At 58.7% G+C, this 19725-nt stretch carries 20 protein-coding genes; 3 read left to right on the top strand and 17 right to left on the bottom strand.

Annotation, left to right across the window (positions count from 1 at the left end):
* Positions 1–91: 91 nt before the first annotated feature.
* A complete protein-coding gene (locus JQ848_RS02365) occupies positions 92–514 on the bottom strand; it encodes an OsmC family protein (RefSeq protein ID WP_003444470.1) in 423 nt (140 codons plus the stop codon).
* A gap of 226 nt (positions 515–740) precedes the next feature.
* Here JQ848_RS02365 and crp point away from each other — a divergent pair, with 226 nt between their 5' ends.
* Positions 741–1385 carry a cAMP-activated global transcriptional regulator CRP gene (crp, locus tag JQ848_RS02360; RefSeq protein WP_202210233.1) on the top strand — a complete coding sequence of 215 codons (645 nt, stop codon included), beginning with the start codon at positions 741–743 and terminating at the stop codon, positions 1383–1385.
* Here crp and JQ848_RS02355 read toward each other — a convergent pair.
* The 7 genes from JQ848_RS02355 to rpe form a co-directional block, all read right to left on the bottom strand.
* Positions 1382–2083 carry a lipoate--protein ligase family protein gene (locus JQ848_RS02355; protein WP_010656638.1) on the bottom strand — a complete coding sequence of 234 codons (702 nt, stop codon included), beginning with the start codon at positions 2081–2083 and terminating at the stop codon, positions 1382–1384. The two genes, crp and JQ848_RS02355, sit on opposite strands and share 4 nt — an antisense overlap.
* Positions 2084–2151: 68 nt before the next feature.
* Positions 2152–2988 carry an indole-3-glycerol phosphate synthase TrpC gene (gene trpC, locus JQ848_RS02350; RefSeq protein WP_202210232.1) on the bottom strand — a complete coding sequence of 279 codons (837 nt, stop codon included), beginning with the start codon at positions 2986–2988 and terminating at the stop codon, positions 2152–2154.
* Positions 2985–4034: an anthranilate phosphoribosyltransferase gene (gene trpD, locus JQ848_RS02345; RefSeq protein ID WP_003444474.1), complete on the bottom strand. Its 1050-nt coding sequence runs from the start codon at positions 4032–4034 to the stop codon at positions 2985–2987. Before trpD ends, trpC begins: the two co-directional genes overlap by 4 nt.
* A 9-nt stretch (positions 4035–4043) precedes the next feature.
* The gene (locus tag JQ848_RS02340) at positions 4044–4637 is read right to left on the bottom strand and encodes an aminodeoxychorismate/anthranilate synthase component II (protein ID WP_010656639.1); all 594 of its coding nucleotides are present in this window, start codon (positions 4635–4637) and stop codon (positions 4044–4046) included.
* Positions 4638–4648: 11 nt separating this feature from the next.
* On the bottom strand, positions 4649–6136 hold the full coding sequence (gene trpE, locus JQ848_RS02335; RefSeq protein ID WP_003444478.1) for an anthranilate synthase component I: 1488 nt from the start codon (positions 6134–6136) through the stop codon (positions 4649–4651).
* A 70-nt stretch (positions 6137–6206) separates the two neighbouring features.
* Complete coding sequence (locus JQ848_RS02330) at positions 6207–7025, bottom strand: phosphoglycolate phosphatase (RefSeq protein ID WP_003444480.1); 819 nt, start codon at positions 7023–7025, stop codon at positions 6207–6209.
* The gene (gene rpe / locus JQ848_RS02325) at positions 7022–7696 is read right to left on the bottom strand and encodes a ribulose-phosphate 3-epimerase (RefSeq protein WP_003444482.1); all 675 of its coding nucleotides are present in this window, start codon (positions 7694–7696) and stop codon (positions 7022–7024) included. Before rpe ends, JQ848_RS02330 begins: the two co-directional genes overlap by 4 nt.
* Positions 7697–7978: 282 nt before the next feature.
* Between rpe and JQ848_RS02320 the strand changes: the two genes are divergently transcribed.
* Positions 7979–8437: an REP-associated tyrosine transposase gene (locus JQ848_RS02320; RefSeq protein WP_003444484.1), complete on the top strand. Its 459-nt coding sequence runs from the start codon at positions 7979–7981 to the stop codon at positions 8435–8437.
* Between the two features lie 3 nt (positions 8438–8440).
* Here the strand turns inward: JQ848_RS02320 and JQ848_RS02315 are convergent, their stop codons facing one another.
* The 6 genes from JQ848_RS02315 to JQ848_RS02290 form a co-directional block, all read right to left on the bottom strand.
* Positions 8441–9265: an ABC transporter permease gene (locus JQ848_RS02315; RefSeq protein ID WP_003444486.1), complete on the bottom strand. Its 825-nt coding sequence runs from the start codon at positions 9263–9265 to the stop codon at positions 8441–8443.
* A 10-nt stretch (positions 9266–9275) separates the two neighbouring features.
* On the bottom strand, positions 9276–10523 hold the full coding sequence (locus JQ848_RS02310; RefSeq protein ID WP_003444488.1) for an ABC transporter permease: 1248 nt from the start codon (positions 10521–10523) through the stop codon (positions 9276–9278).
* Positions 10524–10591: 68 nt separating this feature from the next.
* Positions 10592–11632: an ABC transporter substrate-binding protein gene (locus JQ848_RS02305; protein WP_003444490.1), complete on the bottom strand. Its 1041-nt coding sequence runs from the start codon at positions 11630–11632 to the stop codon at positions 10592–10594.
* A 41-nt stretch (positions 11633–11673) separates the two neighbouring features.
* Positions 11674–12798: an ABC transporter ATP-binding protein gene (locus tag JQ848_RS02300; protein WP_160626656.1), complete on the bottom strand. Its 1125-nt coding sequence runs from the start codon at positions 12796–12798 to the stop codon at positions 11674–11676.
* Between the two features lie 272 nt (positions 12799–13070).
* Positions 13071–13700: a response regulator gene (locus JQ848_RS02295; RefSeq protein WP_003444492.1), complete on the bottom strand. Its 630-nt coding sequence runs from the start codon at positions 13698–13700 to the stop codon at positions 13071–13073.
* Positions 13701–13725: 25 nt separating this feature from the next.
* Positions 13726–16116, bottom strand: a complete 2391-nt coding sequence (locus tag JQ848_RS02290; RefSeq protein ID WP_202210231.1) for a PAS domain-containing sensor histidine kinase — start codon at positions 16114–16116, stop codon at positions 13726–13728.
* Positions 16117–16190: 74 nt separating this feature from the next.
* On the opposite strand from JQ848_RS02290, the gene JQ848_RS02285 reads away from it, so the two are divergent.
* The gene (locus tag JQ848_RS02285; RefSeq protein ID WP_202210230.1) at positions 16191–17186 is read left to right on the top strand and encodes an alpha/beta hydrolase family protein; all 996 of its coding nucleotides are present in this window, start codon (positions 16191–16193) and stop codon (positions 17184–17186) included.
* A gap of 11 nt (positions 17187–17197) precedes the next feature.
* Here JQ848_RS02285 and JQ848_RS02280 read toward each other — a convergent pair whose 3' ends face one another.
* Genes JQ848_RS02280 through JQ848_RS02270 form a run of 3 tightly spaced genes read right to left on the bottom strand, consistent with a single transcriptional unit; the run spans position 17198 to position 19660 of the window.
* A complete protein-coding gene (locus JQ848_RS02280) occupies positions 17198–17965 on the bottom strand; it encodes a TerB family tellurite resistance protein (protein WP_202210229.1) in 768 nt (255 codons plus the stop codon).
* A gap of 1 nt (position 17966) precedes the next feature.
* The gene (murU, locus tag JQ848_RS02275; RefSeq protein WP_160626654.1) at positions 17967–18638 is read right to left on the bottom strand and encodes an N-acetylmuramate alpha-1-phosphate uridylyltransferase MurU; all 672 of its coding nucleotides are present in this window, start codon (positions 18636–18638) and stop codon (positions 17967–17969) included.
* Positions 18635–19660 carry an aminoglycoside phosphotransferase family protein gene (locus JQ848_RS02270; protein ID WP_202210228.1) on the bottom strand — a complete coding sequence of 342 codons (1026 nt, stop codon included), beginning with the start codon at positions 19658–19660 and terminating at the stop codon, positions 18635–18637. The genes murU and JQ848_RS02270 overlap by 4 nt, the downstream gene beginning before the upstream one ends.
* Positions 19661–19725: the final 65 nt, after the last annotated feature.

Here is a 19725-nt window from a genome sequence, read left to right as displayed (position 1 = left end):
CACTCATGAGCATATAAAAAAAGGCGGCTACCTACCGGTAGCCGCCTTTTTTATTGTTCGAAACCTGCGCCAGCTTGCATGCAATGGCGACTCAGCCCAACTCGATGATTTCATAATCATGGCTGATGGCTACACCGGCGGCGCCAAGCATGATCGACGCGGAGCAATACTTTTCGGCAGACAGTTCGATGGCACGCTTGACCTGAGCTTCTTTCAAGCCGCGACCTTTCACCACAAAGTGCAGGTGAATTTTAGTGAACACCTTAGGGTCTTCAGTGGCGCGCTCGGCTTCCAGGAATGCCTCGCAACTCTCAACTGCCTGACGCGACTTCTTGAGGATGCTTACAACATCGAAGTTGCTGCAACCACCGAGCCCCAGCAGAAGCATTTCCATCGGTCGAACGCCCAGGTTACGACCACCGCTCTCGGGTGGGCCGTCCATCACAACGACGTGGCCGCTGCCCGATTCGCCCAGAAACATGGCTTCGCCAGCCCATTGAATGCGTGCCTTCATCGCCCAGACTCCACTGATTTAAAAGGGGCGCCAGCTTAGCACAGCGCCCGAAACCGAGCGCTCACCACACCGAAGCCTTTATCCATTGCGACATGGAGCATCAGGAAAATTCTGACAACCGTTAAGAATCTGTCTGTTAAGCTGGCGCCAAATCACTGGCGCCAACCAGCCAGAGCGATATAAAAAATAGACACAACCCTTACTGTGCATGCTTCGGGATACAACAATGGTTGCTTTTACTCCCATACCAAAAATCAAAAATCTCGACAAATTTTTGACTCAGTGCCAACGCAGACGCTATCAGACCAAGAACAACATCATCTGCGCCGGTGAAAACTCACACACACTGTTTTTTATAATCAGAGGCTCGGTCACGATTGTGATTGAGGACGATGATGGTCGAGAAATGATCATTGCTTATCTCAACCCCGGCGATTTCATTGGCGAACTGGGTCTGTTTGAACAGCCAGGACAGGAGCAGGCTCGCAGTGCATGGGTTCGCGCCAAGACTGAGTGCGAGATTGCAGAAATGAGTTACACGAAATTCAGAGAGTATGCGCTGCAAGAACCGGAAATTCTTTATGCGATCAGCGGCCAAATCGCACAACGCTTACGCAATACCACACGAAAAGTCGGCGACCTGGCATTTTTCGACGTGACCGGGCGAGTGGCCCGCTGCCTGCTGGAACTGTGCAAACAACCCGATGCAATGACCCACCCCGACGGCATGCAAATCAAGATTACCCGTCAGGAGATCGGCAGAATTGTCGGCTGTTCCCGCGAGATGGTCGGCCGTGTGCTCAAGGATCTTGAAGAACAGAACCTGGTGAGCGTCAAAGGGAAAACCATGGTGGTGTTCGGCACACGCTAAGGCTTCAGCAAGGGCACCAGAATTTGTTGGTAACTGGTGCTCAAACGCTCGAAGAAATCGGGCGCAGGAAACACTTCATGCAGTGCGATATGACTCTCGGCACGGCAGTGCTGCTCCAGCCCGCATAACTGATTGAAGCGGTTGACTGAAGCCACCATCGAGTCGCGCTCGTTTTCAACCAGTAATGCTCCGTGAACCAGGCCCACAGGCCGCTGCCCGCCCTGGCTCTGCCGCCAACGCTGCGCAGTTCCCACCAGCTTTCGCGCATTCAGGTTGACGTTGAAGCGACCATCGCAAAACGCGCCTTCGACTTCCCCCAAAGACGCCACGCCCCCCAGCTCTGTCAGTAAATCGCAGATCGGCTCACACAACCGTCGATAGGCCGTTTCGATACGTCCCTGATCACCTTCAGTACGCGCCGGTGCGTAGACCAGAGCGATATTGATCGTCGCTGCTGACTGAGGGACAGGCTCACCACCGGTTTCGCGCAACAGAATGGGCCAGCCGCTGGCCGCCAGTTCTGCACTGGCCTGCTCGAAACCCGGTAACCGGCTCAAGCGCCGCGGCATCACCAGCGCACGGTCCGTGGGTTGCCAGAACAAGACACCCGCCTCCAGCTCTGCGGCGCATACCGAAGCCAGTAAATCCTGCTCGGCCTTGAGGCCGGCTTCTACACTGAGTTGCTGGATGAGTGTCATAGGTGTCCTTGTCCAGCACCGACCAAATCGTCTTGCGATGCAGGCAACCGATGCCTGCAGAGCGCCGGTTAATCCAGGGTAGAGCCCGTTACCTGTACAACCCGCTCCGGGAAGAACAGACGCTGCAGTTCATTACCCGGGTTTTCTGCACGCATAAAGGCTTCGCCCACCAGGAACGAATACACGTCGCTGATTTCCATCAGCTCCACATCTGCCCGGTTGAGAATCCCGCTCTCGGTAATCACCAGTCGATCCCGCGGGATACGTGGCAACAGATCCAGGGTGGTTTCCAGGCTGACGTCGAAAGTGTGCAGATTTCGGTTATTGATCCCCAGCAATGGTGTGTCCAGGGTCTTGAGTGCGCGCTCAAGCTCATCGCCATCATGCACTTCGACCAGGACATCCAGCCCAACGCTTCTGGCAACGGCAGCCAGCTCGGCCATTTTCACGTCATCCAGCGCAGAGACGATCAACAACACGCAGTCTGCGCCCAATGCCCGGGCTTCGACGATCTGGTACGGATCGATCATGAAGTCTTTGCGGATCACTGGCAGCTTGCAGGCAGCGCGAGCCTGCTGCAGGTACAGATCGGCGCCCTGGAAAAAATCAATATCAGTGAGTACCGACAGACAGGTAGCGCCACCTTTTTCATAACTCTGGGCAATTTCGGCAGGCACAAAGTGCTCGCGAATTACGCCCTTGCTTGGCGAAGCCTTTTTGATCTCGGCGATGACCGCTGGCTGTTTCAACTTGGCCTGCGCCAGCATGGCCTTGGCGAAGCCGCGCACCGGATCAGCCTGAGCTGCCATACGTTCAAGTTCGGCCAGGCTCACACGAGCGCTGCGCTCGGCCACTTCCTGAACTTTACGCGCCAGAATATTTTCCAGAACGGTAGGCACACTCATGCTTGGTTCTCCTGTTTGAAGATGGCGGTAAAGGCACCCAACTCTTCGAGTTTTTCTCGAGCCAGACCTGTATGCAGCGCATCGTGAGCCAAAGCCACACCCTCTTTGAGAGTGTAGGCAAGATCAGCGGCATACAACGCGGCCCCGGCATTGAGCACGATCATCTCGGCGGCCTTCTGGCCTGCTTCTGTCTTGCGTCGGCCCAGGGCATCGCGGATCAGCTCCAGCGATTGTTCCGGACTGTCGACCACCAGACCGAACAGGCTCTGGCTCTTGATACCCAAATCTTCAGGCTGCACCCAATATTCAGTAATCTCGCCTTTGTTCAGTTCCGCAACAAAGGTCGGGGCCGCCAGGCTGAACTCGTCCAGACCATCTTGCGAATGCACCACCAGCACATGCTTGCTACCCAGACGCTGCAGCACTTCAGCCAGCGGTCGGCACAGCGCCTGATTGAATACACCTACGACCTGATGCACTACGCCGGCCGGATTCGTAAGCGGGCCAAGCATATTGAACAAAGTCCGCAGGCCCAGATCGCGACGCGGAATGGCCGCGTGCTTCATGGCACCGTGGTGGGACTGGGCAAACATGAAACCGATGCCCACGCTGTCGATACAACGGGCGACTTGCACGGGCGTCAGGTTCAAGTACACACCGGCGGCCTCCAGCAAATCAGCGCTGCCGCTTTTACCCGACACGGCGCGGTTACCGTGCTTGGCTACAGTGCAGCCTGCGGCCGCAATTACCAGAGCGGAAGCCGTGGACACGTTGAAAATATTCGCACCATCGCCGCCGGTGCCAACAATGTCGACCACACCGTCCAGGGTCTTGAGTTCAACCTTGTCCGCCAGCTCGCGCATCACCGTCACAGCACCGACAATCTCGTCGATGCTTTCGCTTTTCATGCGCATGCCCATCATGAACGCGCCAATCTGCGCCTCGGTGCACTGACCGGTCATGATGTCGCGCATCACATCGCGCATTTCTTCGGTGGTCAGGTCCAGATGACCGACGATACGGTTCAGGGCAGTCTTGATATCCATATAAAGTCCTTAGCGCGTGCCGCCGGTTTGTTTAAGAAAGTTGGCAAACAGTTCATGACCCTGTTCGGTCAGGATCGACTCGGGGTGGAATTGCACCCCTTCGATGTTCAGCGTTTTGTGGCGCAAGCCCATGATCTCGTCCACCGAGCCATCGGCGTGTTGCGTCCAGGCCGTCAGCTCCAGGCACTCAGGCAAGGTTTCACGCTTGACCACCAGCGAGTGGTAACGGGTCACGGTCAGCGGGTTGTTCAATCCCTGGAACACCCCGGTATCCAGGTGATACACCGGACTGGTTTTACCGTGCATCACTTGCCGGGCGCGAACCACATCACCACCGAAGGCCTGCCCGATGGACTGATGGCCCAGGCATACCCCCAGAATCGGCAGCTTGCCGGCAAAATACTTGATGGCTTCAAGCGAGATACCCGCCTCGTTCGGCGTGCACGGGCCGGGCGAGACCACAATGCGCTCAGGTTTCAGCGCTTCGATCTGGGCAATGCTCAGCTCATCGTTGCGCACCACCTTGACCTCTGCACCCAGCTCGCCGAGGTACTGCACAACGTTGTAGGTAAAAGAGTCGTAATTATCGATCATCAGCAACATGGCAAAGCTCCTCAGGCGTCGGATGCGGGGGTTTGTTCAGCGAGCGCTACGGCACGAAACATCGCGCGGCGTTTGTTCAGCGTCTCTTCCCACTCCAGGGCCGGTACCGAGTCGGCGACAATGCCGCCGCCGGCTTGCACATGCAATTCACCGTTCTTGATCACCGCAGTACGAATCGCGATGGCCGTGTCCATATTGCCGTTCCAGGCGAAATAACCGACTGCGCCGCCATATACACCGCGCTTGACCGGCTCCAGCTCGTCGATGATTTCCATCGCGCGGATTTTCGGCGCACCTGACAAGGTTCCCGCCGGCAGAATCGCCCGCAGCGCATCCATCGCCGTCAGCCCGCTTTTGAGCTGGCCGGTGACGTTGGACACAATGTGCATCACGTTGGAGTAACGCTCGATCACCATTTTCTCGGTGAGCCTGACCGAGCCGATTTCCGAAACACGCCCTGTGTCATTGCGCCCAAGGTCGATCAGCATCAAGTGCTCGGCGATTTCCTTGTCGTCGCTGAGCAGGTCTTGCTCCAGCGCCAGGTCAGCCTCTTCGGTTGCGCCACGGGGACGGGTACCGGCGATCGGGCGCACGGTAATCAGGTTGTCTTCGACCCGCACCAGCACTTCCGGCGAACTGCCCACCACGTGGAAGTCGCCAAAGTTGAAGAAGTACATGTAAGGCGTCGGGTTGAAGCAACGCAGCGCGCGGTACAGATCGATCGGCGCAGCCTTGAAGTCGATGGACATCCGCTGCGACGGCACTACTTGCATGCAGTCGCCCGCCAGGATGTAGTCCTTGATGGTGTCGACGGCTTTTTCGTAATCAGACTGGGTGAAGCTGGAACGGAACACCGGATCGGCTGCTTGCTGCCTGGTGAAATCCAGGCCTTGACGCGGCGTAATCGGCTGGCGCAACTGTTCAAGCAACGCCTCAAGGCGGGCCTGGCCTGCATCGTAGGCATCAGGCTGCGCAGGGTCGACCAGTACGATGGCGTGCATCTTGCCGGCCAGGTTGTCGAACACCACCACCGCGTCGGACACCATCAGCAAAATATCGGGCACCCCCAGCGGGTCCGGGTTCGGGCACTTGCCCAGACGTTTCTCCACGTAGCGCACGCAGTCATAACCGAAATAGCCCACCAGCCCGCCGTTGAAGCGTGGCAGCCCGGCGATGGTCGGTACGTTGTAGCGGGCCTTGAACTCTTCAACGAAGGTCAGTGGATCATCCGCTTCAAGAGACTCGATTTCGACGCCGTCATGGGTCACCCGGATCTGCTGCTCATGCACGCGAAGTACAGTGCGACATGGCAAGCCAATGATCGAATAACGCCCCCACTTCTCGCCGCCCTGCACCGACTCCAGCAAATAGGAGTTGGGCTGGTCAGCCAGTTTCAGGTAGATCGACAAGGGTGTGTCGAAGTCAGCAAGGGTTTCACGTGCAAGGGGGATACGGTTGTAGCCGGCAGCGGCCAAACGCAGGAATTCTTCGCGGATCATGAGGTGCCTCGTGGTCTGAGGGTCAAACAGTCAGGTATGCAAACGTGCCGGATCTCCGGCCAGATTCAAGTCAGGCGCGCCAACGCCAACGGGCCAGGGCCTTGATAACTTTCATCCAGAGTTTGCGAGTGACCACCACGATGGAATCTCTTCGAGAGGGGTGAACAGAATTGCCCAACGTTATCTCAGGCGCAGAATCTAAGCAACCGGCTATAAGCTCATGAAGGTTACCGATCACCATATCGGGTGACTCTTCTTCAATCGGCCGGCCGTGATTGTAACCGTAACTCAGGGCTACACACTTCACGCCTGCGGCTTTGGCTGCCAGCACGTCATTGCGCGAATCACCGACAAACAATGCCTGTTCAGGTGCCACACCGGCCATTTTCATCACAAACAACAGCGCGGCGGGATCAGGTTTCTTTTGTGGCAGGGTGTCTCCGCCAATGATCCAGCGGAAAAACCGGCCCAGCTTCAACTCATCCAGCAACGGCGCCACAAAGCGCTCGGGCTTGTTAGTGATCAACGCCATTTCGACGCCCTGCTTCTGCAGCCATTTGAGGCTTTCGCGTACACCAGGGTAAACCCTGGTCAGATCATGGCCGCCATCGTAGGCGTCCATGAAAATTTCCAGCGCCTGTTCGGCTTCAGGATCATCGACCCCCGAAGCCTCCAGGCTGCCGGCAAGAGCACGGCGCACCAGCATGGGCGCACCGTTGCCAATCCACATCCGCACGTTCTCTATACCTGCGGGCGGGCGGCCCAGCTTGAGCAGCATGGTCTCCACGGCGACTGCCAGATCCGGCACCGAATCGATCAGGGTTCCGTCCAGATCGAACATCACCAGTTTTGGCAGCTGCCCCTGAAGCAGCTGCTCAAAGCCACTCATGGACGGGCCAACGCAAGCTCGGCGCGCATTTTTTGAATGACTTCTTTGTAGTCAGGTGTATTGAAAATCGCCGAACCCGCGACGAATGTGTCGGCACCGGCCTCAGCGATCTCACGGATGTTGCCGACGTTGACGCCGCCGTCGATTTCCAGGCGGATGTCACGTCCGCTGGCGTCAATCAGGGCACGGGCTTCGCGCAATTTGTCGAGGGTGCCGGGGATGAATTTCTGCCCCCCGAAGCCAGGGTTGACGCTCATCAGCAAGACCATGTCGACCTTGTCCATCACGTACTTGAGCACGTCCAGTGGCGTTGCCGGGTTAAACACCAGCCCCGCCTTGCAGCCGCCTTCACGGATCAGTTGCAGGGAACGGTCAACGTGTTGCGTGGCTTCCGGGTGGAACGTGATGTAAGTCGCGCCGGCTTCAATAAAGTCGCCGATGATCCGGTCTACCGGGCTGACCATCAAATGAGCATCGATGGGAGCGGTGATGCCGTACTTGCGCAAGGCAGCACAAACCATCGGGCCGATGGTCAGGTTGGGCACGTAATGATTGTCCATGACATCGAAGTGCACGATATCAGCGCCAGCGGCGAGCACATTGTCGACCTCTTCGCCAAGACGGGCGAAATCGGCGGAAAGAATCGATGGAGCAATAGCGAAGGGCTGCATAACGCACCTTTAGTGAGCAAAACACGGTGGCGCGCATTGTATACCGCCGACCCGAGCCCCGAACACCGGGCGGTGATGATTGACTGCGTGACGACGCATCTCATACGGCCGCTTCGCACCCGATCGCAGCCTTCGGCAGCAACTACAGAGCCGTAACCGATCATTAACCTGCTGCGAAAAGGGCCGAAGAACCTTCCAGAAATATCTTGTGAACCAAGAACCAGACGTCTGTTGTGTTGCAGTCTTAAGTTAAACAACACCCACCATCATGAGGGCAAAGGAATGCCACACTCATTTAGCAGTCATCAACTATTGAAAGGTCGCTACTCAGAACATGGCCGGATCTATCTGCTCACAACAGTCACCGACAATCGGCGCCCGGTATTCGAAAACTTTCAGTCAGGACGCCTGCTGGTCAATCAACTCAGGGACGCCCACGACGAAGGCATCGTCAACTCTATTGCCTGGGTGGTCATGCCAGATCATTGTCACTGGTTAATCGAATTACGCAGCAAAACACTGGGCGAACTGATGTGCCGGATCAAGTCACGCAGTTGCGTGGCAATCAATCAAGCCGCTCAATCCAGCGGTCGTCTATGGCAAAAGGGATATCACGACAGAGCATTACGCCAGGAGGAAGACCTCAAGGCTGCCGCCCGTCATATCGTCAAAAACCCGATCCGCGCAGGTCTCGCCACGCGGATCGGGGATTACCCCCTGTGGGATGCCTGCTGGATCTAAGGACTAGGCCTGGGCCGTGCGCAGTTTCTCGCTGCGCCCGCGCAACCACTCGAGCGTCAGCAGCAATACCACCGAGAACGCGATCAGCAAGGTAGCTGCCGCAGCAATGGTCGGACTGAGGTTTTCACGGATGCCGCTGAACATCTGCCGCGGCAACGTTGCCTGCTCCGGGCCCGCCAGGAACAGGGTGACCACTACCTCATCGAACGAGGTTGCAAAAGCGAACAGCGCGCCCGAAATGACTCCCGGCGCAATCAGCGGCAAGGTCACCCGGCGAAAGGCGGTCAGAGGCGAAGCCCCCAGACTGGCTGCAGCGCGCACCAGATTCTGATTGAACCCCTGCAAAGTGGCCGAGACCGTGATGATCACGAATGGCACTCCCAACACCGCATGCACCACGATCAGGGACAGGAAGCTGTTGCCAAACCCCAGCGGTGCAAAGAACAGGTAGCTGGCCACACCGATAATCACCACCGGCACCACCATGGGCGATATCACCAGCGCCATGACCAGCGCCTTGCCGGGGAAGTCGCTGCGGGTCAGGCCAATGGCCGCCAGCGTGCCAAAGACCATTGCCAGCACCGTGGCCGCCGGCGCCACGATGATGCTGTTGCGCAAGGCCCGCATCCATTCTGACGAAGCGAAAAAGTCCTGATACCAGTGCAGCGAGAACCCCTGCAACGGATACACCAGAAAGCTGCCCGAGTTGAACGACAACGGAATGATCACCAGCACCGGCAAGATCAGAAACAACAGAATCAGCCCGCAAAGAATGCGCAAACTGTAATACCAGACCCGCTCGACAGGTGACATATAAGGGCTAAGCATGGCGGCCTCCTTAACTCAAACGCAGGCGACTAGCGCCCACCAGCCAGTTGTAAATCAGATACAGCACCACGGTCGCCAGCAACAACAAACCGCCCAGGGCCGTCGCCATGCCCCAGTTGATACTGGTGTTGGTGTAGAACGCCACGAAGTAGCTGACCATTTGATCATTCGGGCTGCCGAGCAACGCCGGGGTGATGTAGTAACCGATGGCGATGATGAAGACCAGCAAGCAGCCCGCCCCGACTCCGGCATAGGTTTGCGGGAAATACACCCGCCAGAAGCTCGCAAATGGATGACAGCCCAATGAGATCGCCGCCCGCATATAGGTCGGTGAAATACCTTTCATCACGCTGTAAATCGGCAAGATCATGAACGGCAGCAGAATGTGCACCATCGAGATGTACACCCCGGTACGGTTGAACACCAGCTCCAGCGGCTGATCGATCACCCCCAGGCTCATCAGCGCACTGTTGATCAGCCCCCCTGACTGCAGCAGCACAATCCAGGCCGCGACCCGCACCAGTACCGAGGTCCAGAATGGCAACAGCACCAGGATCATCAGCAGGTTGCTTTGCCGAGCGGGAAGATTGGCCAGCAAATACGCCAGCGGATAGGCCAGCACCAGGCAGATACAGGTGATCACCAGGCCCATCCAGAAGGTACGGGCGAAAATATCCAGATAGATCGATTGGTCCGGTGTGGCGGGAGCAATTTCGCCCAGGTCATCGATCCGATGATCGACAGCCGCCAGCAGATAAAACGGGGTCACGCTTGAAGTGTTGCGCTTGATCGCCTGCCAGTACGCCGGGTCGCCCCAACGCTCGTCGAGGGCTTCCATCGCGTCTTTATATGACTCGGGTACCGCCTTGAACGGCAGCGCCTTGGCGGTTTTCATCAGCAAACTGCGATAACCGGCCAGCTCCATGTTCAGGCGCTTGGACAAGTCGCCCAGAACCTGATTCTTGCGGGCCTCGGCCAGGTCTTCGCTAAGGGACTGGTAGACCGGTTCCGCGGGCAGGCCTTTGCCATCCCAACTGGCCACCGCCACTACCGTGCGTGGCAATCCACCAACCACTTCCGGGTTGCCGACACTTTTGTAGAGCAGGGCCGCGATTGGTACCAGGAACACCAGCAGCAAAAAAATAACCAACGGTGCAATCAGCGCCTGCGCTTTCCAGCGGTTAATCCGCTCGGCATGCGCCAGGCGCTTCTTCAACGTGGGGCTGGAGACCTCGTTCAGGGGAACGGCGATGGCCATGGCGAACTCCGAAAATCTTTAAACGATGGCGGCGCGCCCTGATCAGCTGCGCCGCATGTCAGCACTGCTTACTTGGCAGCCCAAGCGTTGAAGCGCTGCTCCAGCTGCTCGCCGTTGTCAGCCCAGAAGGTGACGTCGATCTGCACCTGATTGGCGATGTTTTGTGCAGCGGTCGGCATGTCTGCCTGCACGGCTTCAGGCAACAGTGGCATGGCCTCCTTGTTGGCCGGGCCGTAGGCGATGTTTTGCGAGTACAGGCTCTGCTGTTGCGGCTGCAGGGTGAAAGCGATGAACTTCTTCGCCACTTCGGCCTTGTCTTTGCTCAGGCCTTTGGGAATGGCCCATGCATCAAAGTCATAAATCCCGCCGTTCCACACAATCTTCAGATTGCTTTCTTTCTGCACGGCTGCGATGCGGCCGTTGTATGCCGAACTCATCACCACATCACCGGAAGCCAGATACTGCGGCGGCTGTGCGCCTGCTTCCCACCACTGGATGCTCGGTTTGAGTTCATCCAGCTTTTTGAAGGCGCGGTTCTGCCCTTCCTTGCTCGCCAGCACCTTGTACACATCCTTGGGCGCTACACCGTCGGCCATCAAGGCAAATTCCAGGGTGTACTTGGCGCCCTTGCGCAGGCCGCGTTTGCCGGGGAAGGTTTTGGTGTCCCAGAAGTCTGCCCAGCTGGTGGGCGCAGTTTTCAACTTGTCGGCGTTGTAGGCCAGCACGGTGGACCAGACGAAGAAGCCGGCACCGCAGGTCTGAATCGCCCCTTTGACGTACTGCTCAGGATTACCGAACAGGGCCGGGTCCAGCGCTTCGAACATGTCTTCATCGCAACCGCGGGACAGCTCCGGCGATTCGACTTCTACCAGGTCCCAGGAAATGCTTTTGGTGTCGACCATGGCCTTGATCTTGGCCATTTCGCCGTTGTATTCACCGGCGATGATTTTGCCCTCGCCTTTGGCTTCCCAGGGTGCATAGAAGGCTTTGACCTGAGCCGCCTTGTTCGCACCGCCAAACGACACCACGGTCAGATCGGTTGCGGCCAGGGCATTGGCTGCGAACATCAGACCCAGACTCAAGGCCGTGAACTTCAGGGATGTATGCATTTTTTGTTCTCCACTGTGCAGGGTTGGTGAAGCCGGGGCGATTAATTCGCCTCTAAGAGAGGGTCCAGCGCACGTACATGTTCGACCTGCCAGCCCAGCGGCACGACGTCACCGACGGCCAGGGAGGGGTCCAGTTCAGCAATCGGCTGTTTCACAAAAAAATCGGTCTTGCCGCACACTTCCATGCGCACCCGGACGTGATCGCCCAGATAAATAAACTCTTCGACGCGGCCCGAGAAACGGTTGGCGCAGGCTTCGCTGGAACCATTGAGACAGATGCGCTCAGGCCGTATCGACAGGGTCACCGGATCACCCGTTCGCCCCACGTTTACCGCCAGTGCCTGGACTTTCTCACCGCGCCCCAGCTCGACCACGCAGCGCTCACCGTCCTGACTGTGCAGACGGCCACTGAGGCGGTTGTTTTCGCCGATGAAGTTGGCGACAAAGGTGTTTTTCGGCTCTTCGTAGAGGGTACGGGGCGGGGCAATCTGCTGGATTTCACCCTGATGGAATACCGCTACCCGGTCGGACATGGTCAAGGCTTCGCCCTGGTCATGGGTGACATAGACCACCGTCACGCCCAGACGTTGATGCAGATGCTTGATCTCCATCTGCATGTGCTCGCGCAGTTGTTTGTCCAGAGCCCCCAGCGGTTCATCCATCAGCACCAGCTGCGGTTCGAACACCAGCGCCCGCGCCAGCGCGACCCGCTGTTGCTGACCACCGGACAACTGGGCCGGGTAACGCTGGGCGAAGGCATCCAGCTGCACCATGCTCAGCACGCGCTTGACCCGTTCGCTGATATCGGTTCGATTGAGGCCGCGCACCGACAGCGGAAAACCAAGGTTTTCCGCCACGGTCATATGGGGGAACAGTGCGTAGTTCTGGAACACCATGCCGATGTCGCGCTTGTGCGGTGGCACGTGATTGATCGCGCGCCCGGCCAGTAAAATCTCGCCGGCGGTTGGCGTTTCGAAACCGGCCAGCATCATCAGACTGGTGGTTTTGCCCGAACCGGACGGCCCGAGCAAGGTCAGAAATTCGCCTTTGCGAATATCCAGATTGAGATCCTTGACGATCAGGTTTTCGCCGTCGTAGCTTTTTTGCACGCCACGGAAGCTGACCAGTATCTCACTCGCCCCAGCGCTTGCACCGACCTCACTCATAGCCACACCTTTTGTTTTGGACTGCCGTAGCCCAAGACTAAAGAAGGCGCCAGCCCACAGAAATCGGGGCGCAGGAGAGATTCACATCAGGAGGCTGGAAGGCTTCTTGTAGGGATAGCCCTACAGGGTTGTCGCGATTTGGATGGTTGATTGGGGCGGGCCCAGTGGCTGGGCAAAGACACCTCATGAAAGTGTCGTAATCAGGTATGCGCGAGATATGCCGTCGCGGCCGCAAGCTGCGATCGGCAGTACCGCGACCGGCCAGGTTACATTCAGAGCAACTTGTGCTCCATGGCGTATTTCACCAGCTCCGCCAATGAGTTGATATGCAGCTTTTGCATCAAGCGCGCTTTGTGGGTGCTGATGGTTTTACTGCTCAGGGCCAGTTGCTGGGCGATTTCGTTGACATTCACGCCCTGGGCCAGGCGCTCGAAAACAGAAAACTCACGCTCGGACAACAATGCGTGCAATGGCCTTTCATCTGTCAATCCGACCTCAAATACCATGCGGTCGGCCAGGTCCGGATCGATATAGCGCCCGCCCGCCGCGACCTTGCGAATCGCCATCAACAACAGCGCCGGATCACTGTCTTTGGTGGCATAACCGGCGGCACCGAACTTCAGGGCGCGGGCCGCCATTTGCGCTTCGTCATGCATCGATAACACAAGTATGGCCGGCGGGTTGTTCAGGGCGCGAATCCGCGGAATAGCTTCCAGGCCGTTGACCCCGGGCATGGATATATCCAGCAGCACCACCTCACACTGCACATGGCGCAGGGTTTCCAGCAACTGTTCGCCGTTGCTCGCCTCGCCCACCACCAGCAGATCCTTGGCCAGGCCAATCAACTGTTTGATGCCCTCGCGCACTATGGTGTGGTCTTCAGCTACCAGTACTCGAATCACGGATATTTCCTTATTCAAAGGTCACTCAAGACGCCGGGAGCAGCGGCACCCGCACACTCAACAGCGTCCCCTCACCCGGCACACTGTGCAAAGTCAGGGTACCGCCCAACATCAGGACGCGCTCGCGCATACCGACCAGGCCGAATGAAGTCGGCTTGCCGGTGGCGGGCACAAAACCCTGGCCATCATCACTGATGCTCAGGCACAAGTCGTTGCCCTCCAGGCTCAAGGTCAACTCTACCGTCTGGGCGTGGGCGTGGCGCATTACGTTGGTCAGGGCCTCCTGCATGATTCTGAACAGGCCGACTTCCTTGGCCCCCCCCAGCGCCGGCAAATATTCCGGCACCTGCACCAGGCAAGGGATTTGCGTGCGCGCTTCAAAACGCCGGGCCTGCCATTCGATGGCGGAACTGATGCCGGCATCCAGGATAGGTGGACGCAGGGCCGTGGCCACATCACGTACCAGCTGGAACAACTGCGCAATCAGCTTTTTCATGCTGTTGAGGCGCTCGCGCAGCCCCGGATCCAGCTCGGCATAGGCCAGCTCGCACATTGAGGTCTCCAGCTTGAGGACCGTCAGCATCTGCCCCAGCTCATCGTGAACCTCACGGGCAATATGGGCCTTTTCCTCTTCACGCACACTTTCAAGGTGGGCCGACAGCTCCCGCAGCTGTCCGCGCGAACTATCCAGTTCCAGCTCAATGCGTTTGCTCTCGCTGATGTCCCAGACGATGCCGTCCCAGACCACGGTGCCATCTTCCAGGCTGCGGGTGATGGCCTTGATCTCGGCCCAGCGTTGCTGGCCCTGACGGGTCAGGATGCGGCCCTGCCATGACCAGTCGCTGTCGCTGTCCAGCGCCAGGTCCTGAACCCGGTGGTAATCCGCCCGGTCATCCGGATGCACGAGGCTGCGCAGCCCCACTTCACGCTGACGCAAGGTGGTCGGGGAATACCCCGCCAGGCTTTCGCTGCCTTCGCTGATGTAGGGGAAGTCCAGCTCGCCGGTCAGCAACGAACGCTCCAGGCGAAAGACCAGTCCCGGGACATTGGCGGCAATACCCTGCAAACGCGCATCACTTTCCTGCAAGGCAGCCTGTACCCGGCGGCGTTCGGTGATGTCATTCAGATAAACCACCAGGTATTCGGCATCTTTGAAGCGCAGAAAACTCAAGGTCACGTCGGCCGGAAGCTCGCTGCCATCGGCGCGGATGCAATGGGTTTCGATCCGTTGCACTGCTTCTTCGCTGGCACGGGCGCGGCGCCATAAAGTCAACCAGCGGTCCATGTCCAGGCCCGGCTCAAAATCTCTCAGGGGGCGATCCAGCACGGCCCCCGGCGGATACCCGAGCATGTCTTCTGCCGCCTGATTGGCATAGCGCACATGACTGTCCCAGTTAACCCACAAAATCCCCATCGGGCTTTGATCGATAGAAAACTGAGTCAAGCGCAAGGCTTCAGCACTGGCGGTGCCCAGGGCAATGTCTTCACGGGCACGGAGCAATGCACGCTCCAGGGCCGTCTGCTGGCGACGCTGCCAGAACATGATTGCCATGCAGGCCAGCAATAGCACACCGATCAACAAGCACAGGTTCTGCCAGAAGCCGGGAGACGGGCCGAGCTTAGGGTACTTGGGTTGCAGCCAGTGGCTGTGCAGTTGCTCCATGTCCCGTGCAGGAATGGCATGCAGCCCGCGCTCCACGATACCGGCCAGTTGCGGCCAGTCGCGGCGGGTGGCCACCCGCAACAACTGTGGCAAACCAATGTCACCGACCACCGCCAGCCCGGCGAACTCGGGCTCGGCCGACAGCCGGGTCAGTTGCGCTTCATCAACCACCGCGTAGGTTGCTTGCTGGCTCAACAACAACTGCAAGGCCTGGCGTTCGAGGGGCACGCCCTGCAGATTGAGACCGGGATAGCTGCTGCGCAGATAATCGGCGGCAGAACTGGGCATTCGCACCGCGACCCGGACCTGGCTGTCCACCCGCTCCAGGTCCACAGAGCCGCCGGCGTTGCGCTCGCCCACCAACAAATGCGGAACCCGCATGTAAGGGTCAGAAAAAAGCCACAGCCGCAAGCCCGCCGGGGTCTGCGTCAGCCCGGGCGCCAGGTCGATCTCGCCGGCTCGGGCGGCCTGCTCCAGTTGCGCCAGATCGGCATAGTTATGCCAGACCAGGTCGATGCCCAGACTCTGCGCCAGCCATTTCATCAGTTCGACGTTGGCCCCGGACAATCGCTGCAAACGTTGATCAAATTTGGCATAGGGCGCCTGTAACACCAGGCCGACGCGCAGCTGCCCGTGCTGCGCCAGCCATTGCTGTTGCTCCGGGCTCAACTGCGCCGCAGGCATGGACGCGGCATTGACCATCAAGGGCAACGATAACCAGCCGATCATTAACAGATAGCAAAAACGCTTCATCGGAACACTCATACCCTGACAAATGCTGATCAACCCATTAGGCTGCCTGGATTACTTCTGGCCTGGAATCACCTATGTCTTCTTTGCGCCCGGCACTTGCAGCGCTGTGCCTGTGGTTGTTCCTGCCACACGCCTTGCCGGTACTGGCGGCTGATCCGGAGCCGGCGCCAGAGCCTGCACAAGCTCAGCCGGAAATACGCCCACAGCTGCCCGAACGCAGCATGGAAGACGAAACGGCTCTTGAGCGCCAGCTACCGAAAAACCAGCAACAACAACTGCAGGCCGGGCAAGACAGTTTTCTCGCACTCTGGAAGCCCGCCAATAGCAGCGACCCCAATGGCGCGGTGATTATCGTACCGGGAGCAGGCGAAAGTGCAGACTGGCCACTGACTGTGGGCCCGCTGCGCAACAAACTGCCGAATGCCAACTGGGCCAGCCTGAGTCTGAGCTTGCCGGACATGCAAAGCCAGGCCAGCCAGCCGCGCCAGGCCGAACCACAGGCACCTCCCGCACCCCCGGCGCCGAACACTAGCAGCAAAGAGGCCAGCACCACAGCCAAACCCATCGAGCAGGCGGCCAGTATCGGCACCGAAAACACGACTGAAGCACCACCGGCCGAGACGTTTGAGGCCATGAGCAAAGCGGATGCCGAGCGGATCTACGCCCGCATTGACGCTGCCATTGCCTTCGCCCAACAGCAAAACATGCGCAGCCTGGTGCTGCTTGGCCACGGTACCGGCGCCTATTGGGCTGCGCGCTATGTGAGCGAAAAGCAACCAGCCCAGCTGCCCAGACTGATCCTGATCGCCGCGCAGACACCGACCGGAGTTGAACCTGATTTGAGCCAATTGACGCCGAATCTCTCGCTGGCGCAATTGGATATCTTCTACAAAGACCAGCCGCTGGCCCGCAAGGCCGCCTTGCAACGACGACAGGCCAGCCAACGGGTAAGCCGTACGAACTTCACTCAAGTTGCCCTGAACGCCATCCCGGGCAATAAGGAAGCCGAGCAGGAACAGCTGTTTCGCCGAGTACGCGGCTGGCTCAGCCCGCAGCCTGCCTACAAGTAGCCGCCAGGCCGTTAACGAAACCCGCGCTGCTCGCGAATCATGGCGTAGGCGTGGTGCAGTTCGCGGGTTTTTTCCGTGGCCTCGCGCACCTGGGCCGGACTCGCGCCGCTGCCGGCAACCTTGTCCGGGTGATGACGACTGAGCAAACGCCGATAGGCGCGTTTGATCTGATCCGGCTCCGTACTCGCCGTTACCCCCAGCAGGACTAACGATTGCTGGTAGGTGCTATCACGGGTGGCCAGTGGTTTTCTATGCGGTTCATAGTCTGGGCCCAGCGCCTGCACCTGTTGCGCCGTCCAGCCCAGCCAGTGCCCCCACAACACGATCAACTCGCGCTCCCGGGGATCGATACGACCGTCAGCCAAAATCATCCGCCACCCGGCGCGCAGCACACCTTCTGCTGCATGGGGCTGGGCTTTCAGGCGTCGTAGATAGCCGCGCAGGGAGTCATTCTGCGATTTGCCACGATTGAACGCGGCAATGGCCCGCTGCTGCGCCGGGCCGGACATGTCGAGCTGACGCATTTCCTGACGCGCCTGCTCAATGTGCTTGTCCACCACCCTGCCGCCGCTTTTGGCCAGCCGTCCAAGCAGCACAAACAACAACTCGTCGTTGCGCAACGCCGGGCGACCGCCCAAGCGTTCACGCAACTGCGCCCAGCTGTGCAACTGCAGACGCCGGTCCAGCGCCTGCCCCAGTAAAGCACCGAGCATGGCCCCCGGAATGCTGGCAATGAAAAAGCCGGCACCGGCTCCGACAAGAGTCCCTGGCCACAACATTTTAGTGTTTGCCCTTGATCAACGATTCAACTTCGGCCAAACGCTCATGGGTCCCCACATCGACCCAATGCCCCTGTAAACGCTCGCCCGTCACCTGTCCGTCGGCCATGGCTTTGCGCAGCAAGGGGGCGAGTTTGAATGCGCAAGGCGTAGCCCCCGCGAATAAGCCGGGGCTAAGCACTGCGATGCCACTGTAGGTCAGGGCGTCGACACCCGGCAGCGCATCGAGAACTTGCGCGCCCTGCAGGTAAAAGTCACCGCCCGGATGGTGTGCCGGGTTATCGACCAGAACCAGATGCGCCAGGCCTGTGAGCGGCTGACGCAAGCCTGCAAAGTCGTAGTCGGTCCATATATCGCCATTGACCACTGCAAAGGGCTGGTCGCCCAGTAACGGCAATGCTTTAAAAATGCCGCCGCCGGTCTCCAGCGGTTCGCCTTCAGCGGAGTACTGGATACTCACGCCAAAACGCGAACCATCGCCCAGATGATCTTCTATTTGCTGACCCAGCCAGGCGTGGTTGATTACGATCTCGGTAAAGCCCGCCGCCGCCAGCGCCCGCAGGTGGTACTCGATCAAAGGCACGCCGCCAGCCCGTATCAACGGCTTGGGAGTATGCAAGGTCAGCGGCCGCAGGCGTTCACCTTTGCCCGCTGCCAGAATCATGGCCTTCATAGGTCCGCCCCGGCACGCAGGCCCAGGCTGTGGAACAGCTCGCCCAGTTCCGCCAGTTCAGGACGGCGTGCCAGCACCGCTTCTATATAAGAGAAGAACCGCGGCACGTCAGCCAGATAGCGTGGTTTGCCATCACGATGGCAGATGCGCGCAAAGATACCGATCACCTTCAGGTGTCGCTGCACACCCATCAGATCACTGGCTTGAAGGAACGCCTCGAAATCCGCCCCCACCGGGATGCCCAGTGGCAAGGCCAGTTCCCAGTAGTCGCGCAGCCAGGCGCGCACACGCTCTTCCGGCCAACTGAGAAAGGCGTCCTTGAACAGACAGGTAATGTCGTAAGTGACCGGGCCATACACCGCGTCCTGGAAGTCCAGAACCCCGGGGTTGGGGATACTGAGCATCAGGTTGCGCGGCATAAAGTCGCGATGGACCAGTACCTGGGGCTGCTGCAACGCACTGTCGATCAACAGCGCGCTGACCCGCTGCCAGGCAGCCTGTTGCTGCTCATCGAGCTCTACACCCAAATGACGGCGCACGTACCACTCTGGAAACAACTCCAGTTCGCGACGCAGCAAAGCAACGTCATAGCTGGGCAAAGGTGCTTTCATCGGCAGTTGCTGAAAAGCCAGCAAGGCTTCAATGGCGTCTTTGAACAACTCATCGGCATTGGTGCTGTTAATCACGTCGAGGAATGTTTTATTGCCCAGGTCGTTGAGCAAAAGAAAACCGCGCTCGAGGTCCTGGGCATAAATTTTTGGCACATTTATCTGGCTGATACGCAGCAAATCAGCGATATCGACGAATGGCTTACAGTTTTCCTGGGGGGGCGGCGCGTCCATGACGACAAAAGTCCGACCCTCGCCCTCCCAGCGAAAATAGCGTCTGAAGCTCGCGTCGCTACTGGCCGAAGTCAACGTGGCCGGGGGTACGGCACCCCAACCCTGGTCCTCATACAAGGTTACCAACTGCTCATCCAGCCAAACTTTCAGGTGTTGCAGGCGTACATCTTGGTCAGGCATTACAAGGGTCTCCGACGGTGCTAGCCGTCAAGCGGGTCATGCTTTATTATCCAGCATCTTTTCCA

Origin of the sequence: Pseudomonas paraversuta (assembly GCF_904067025.1) — a bacterium.
Classification (GTDB): domain Bacteria; phylum Pseudomonadota; class Gammaproteobacteria; order Pseudomonadales; family Pseudomonadaceae; genus Aquipseudomonas; species Aquipseudomonas paraversuta.
Note: the sequence above shows the minus strand (reverse complement) of the source record. Positions and strands in the feature narration are given on the sequence as shown.

Bases quoted from the DNA above. Each gene is read 5' to 3' on its own strand.
- JQ848_RS02365 (WP_003444470.1), bottom strand. From the start codon at position 514: ATGAAGGCACGCATTCAATGGGCTGGCGAAGCCATGTTTCTGGGCGAA.
- crp (WP_202210233.1), top strand. From the start codon at position 741: ATGGTTGCTTTTACTCCCATACCAAAAATCAAAAATCTCGACAAATTT.
- JQ848_RS02355 (WP_010656638.1), bottom strand. From the start codon at position 2,083: ATGACACTCATCCAGCAACTCAGTGTAGAAGCCGGCCTCAAGGCCGAG.
- trpC (WP_202210232.1), bottom strand. From the start codon at position 2,988: ATGAGTGTGCCTACCGTTCTGGAAAATATTCTGGCGCGTAAAGTTCAG.
- trpD (WP_003444474.1), bottom strand. From the start codon at position 4,034: ATGGATATCAAGACTGCCCTGAACCGTATCGTCGGTCATCTGGACCTG.
- JQ848_RS02340 (WP_010656639.1), bottom strand. From the start codon at position 4,637: ATGTTGCTGATGATCGATAATTACGACTCTTTTACCTACAACGTTGTG.
- trpE (WP_003444478.1), bottom strand. From the start codon at position 6,136: ATGATCCGCGAAGAATTCCTGCGTTTGGCCGCTGCCGGCTACAACCGT.
- JQ848_RS02330 (WP_003444480.1), bottom strand. From the start codon at position 7,025: ATGAGTGGCTTTGAGCAGCTGCTTCAGGGGCAGCTGCCAAAACTGGTG.
- rpe (WP_003444482.1), bottom strand. From the start codon at position 7,696: ATGCAGCCCTTCGCTATTGCTCCATCGATTCTTTCCGCCGATTTCGCC.
- JQ848_RS02320 (WP_003444484.1), top strand. From the start codon at position 7,979: ATGCCACACTCATTTAGCAGTCATCAACTATTGAAAGGTCGCTACTCA.
- JQ848_RS02315 (WP_003444486.1), bottom strand. From the start codon at position 9,265: ATGCTTAGCCCTTATATGTCACCTGTCGAGCGGGTCTGGTATTACAGT.
- JQ848_RS02310 (WP_003444488.1), bottom strand. From the start codon at position 10,523: ATGGCCATCGCCGTTCCCCTGAACGAGGTCTCCAGCCCCACGTTGAAG.
- JQ848_RS02305 (WP_003444490.1), bottom strand. From the start codon at position 11,632: ATGCATACATCCCTGAAGTTCACGGCCTTGAGTCTGGGTCTGATGTTC.
- JQ848_RS02300 (WP_160626656.1), bottom strand. From the start codon at position 12,798: ATGAGTGAGGTCGGTGCAAGCGCTGGGGCGAGTGAGATACTGGTCAGC.
- JQ848_RS02290 (WP_202210231.1), bottom strand. From the start codon at position 16,116: ATGAAGCGTTTTTGCTATCTGTTAATGATCGGCTGGTTATCGTTGCCC.
- JQ848_RS02285 (WP_202210230.1), top strand. From the start codon at position 16,191: ATGTCTTCTTTGCGCCCGGCACTTGCAGCGCTGTGCCTGTGGTTGTTC.
- JQ848_RS02280 (WP_202210229.1), bottom strand. From the start codon at position 17,965: ATGTTGTGGCCAGGGACTCTTGTCGGAGCCGGTGCCGGCTTTTTCATT.
- murU (WP_160626654.1), bottom strand. From the start codon at position 18,638: ATGAAGGCCATGATTCTGGCAGCGGGCAAAGGTGAACGCCTGCGGCCG.
- JQ848_RS02270 (WP_202210228.1), bottom strand. From the start codon at position 19,660: ATGCCTGACCAAGATGTACGCCTGCAACACCTGAAAGTTTGGCTGGAT.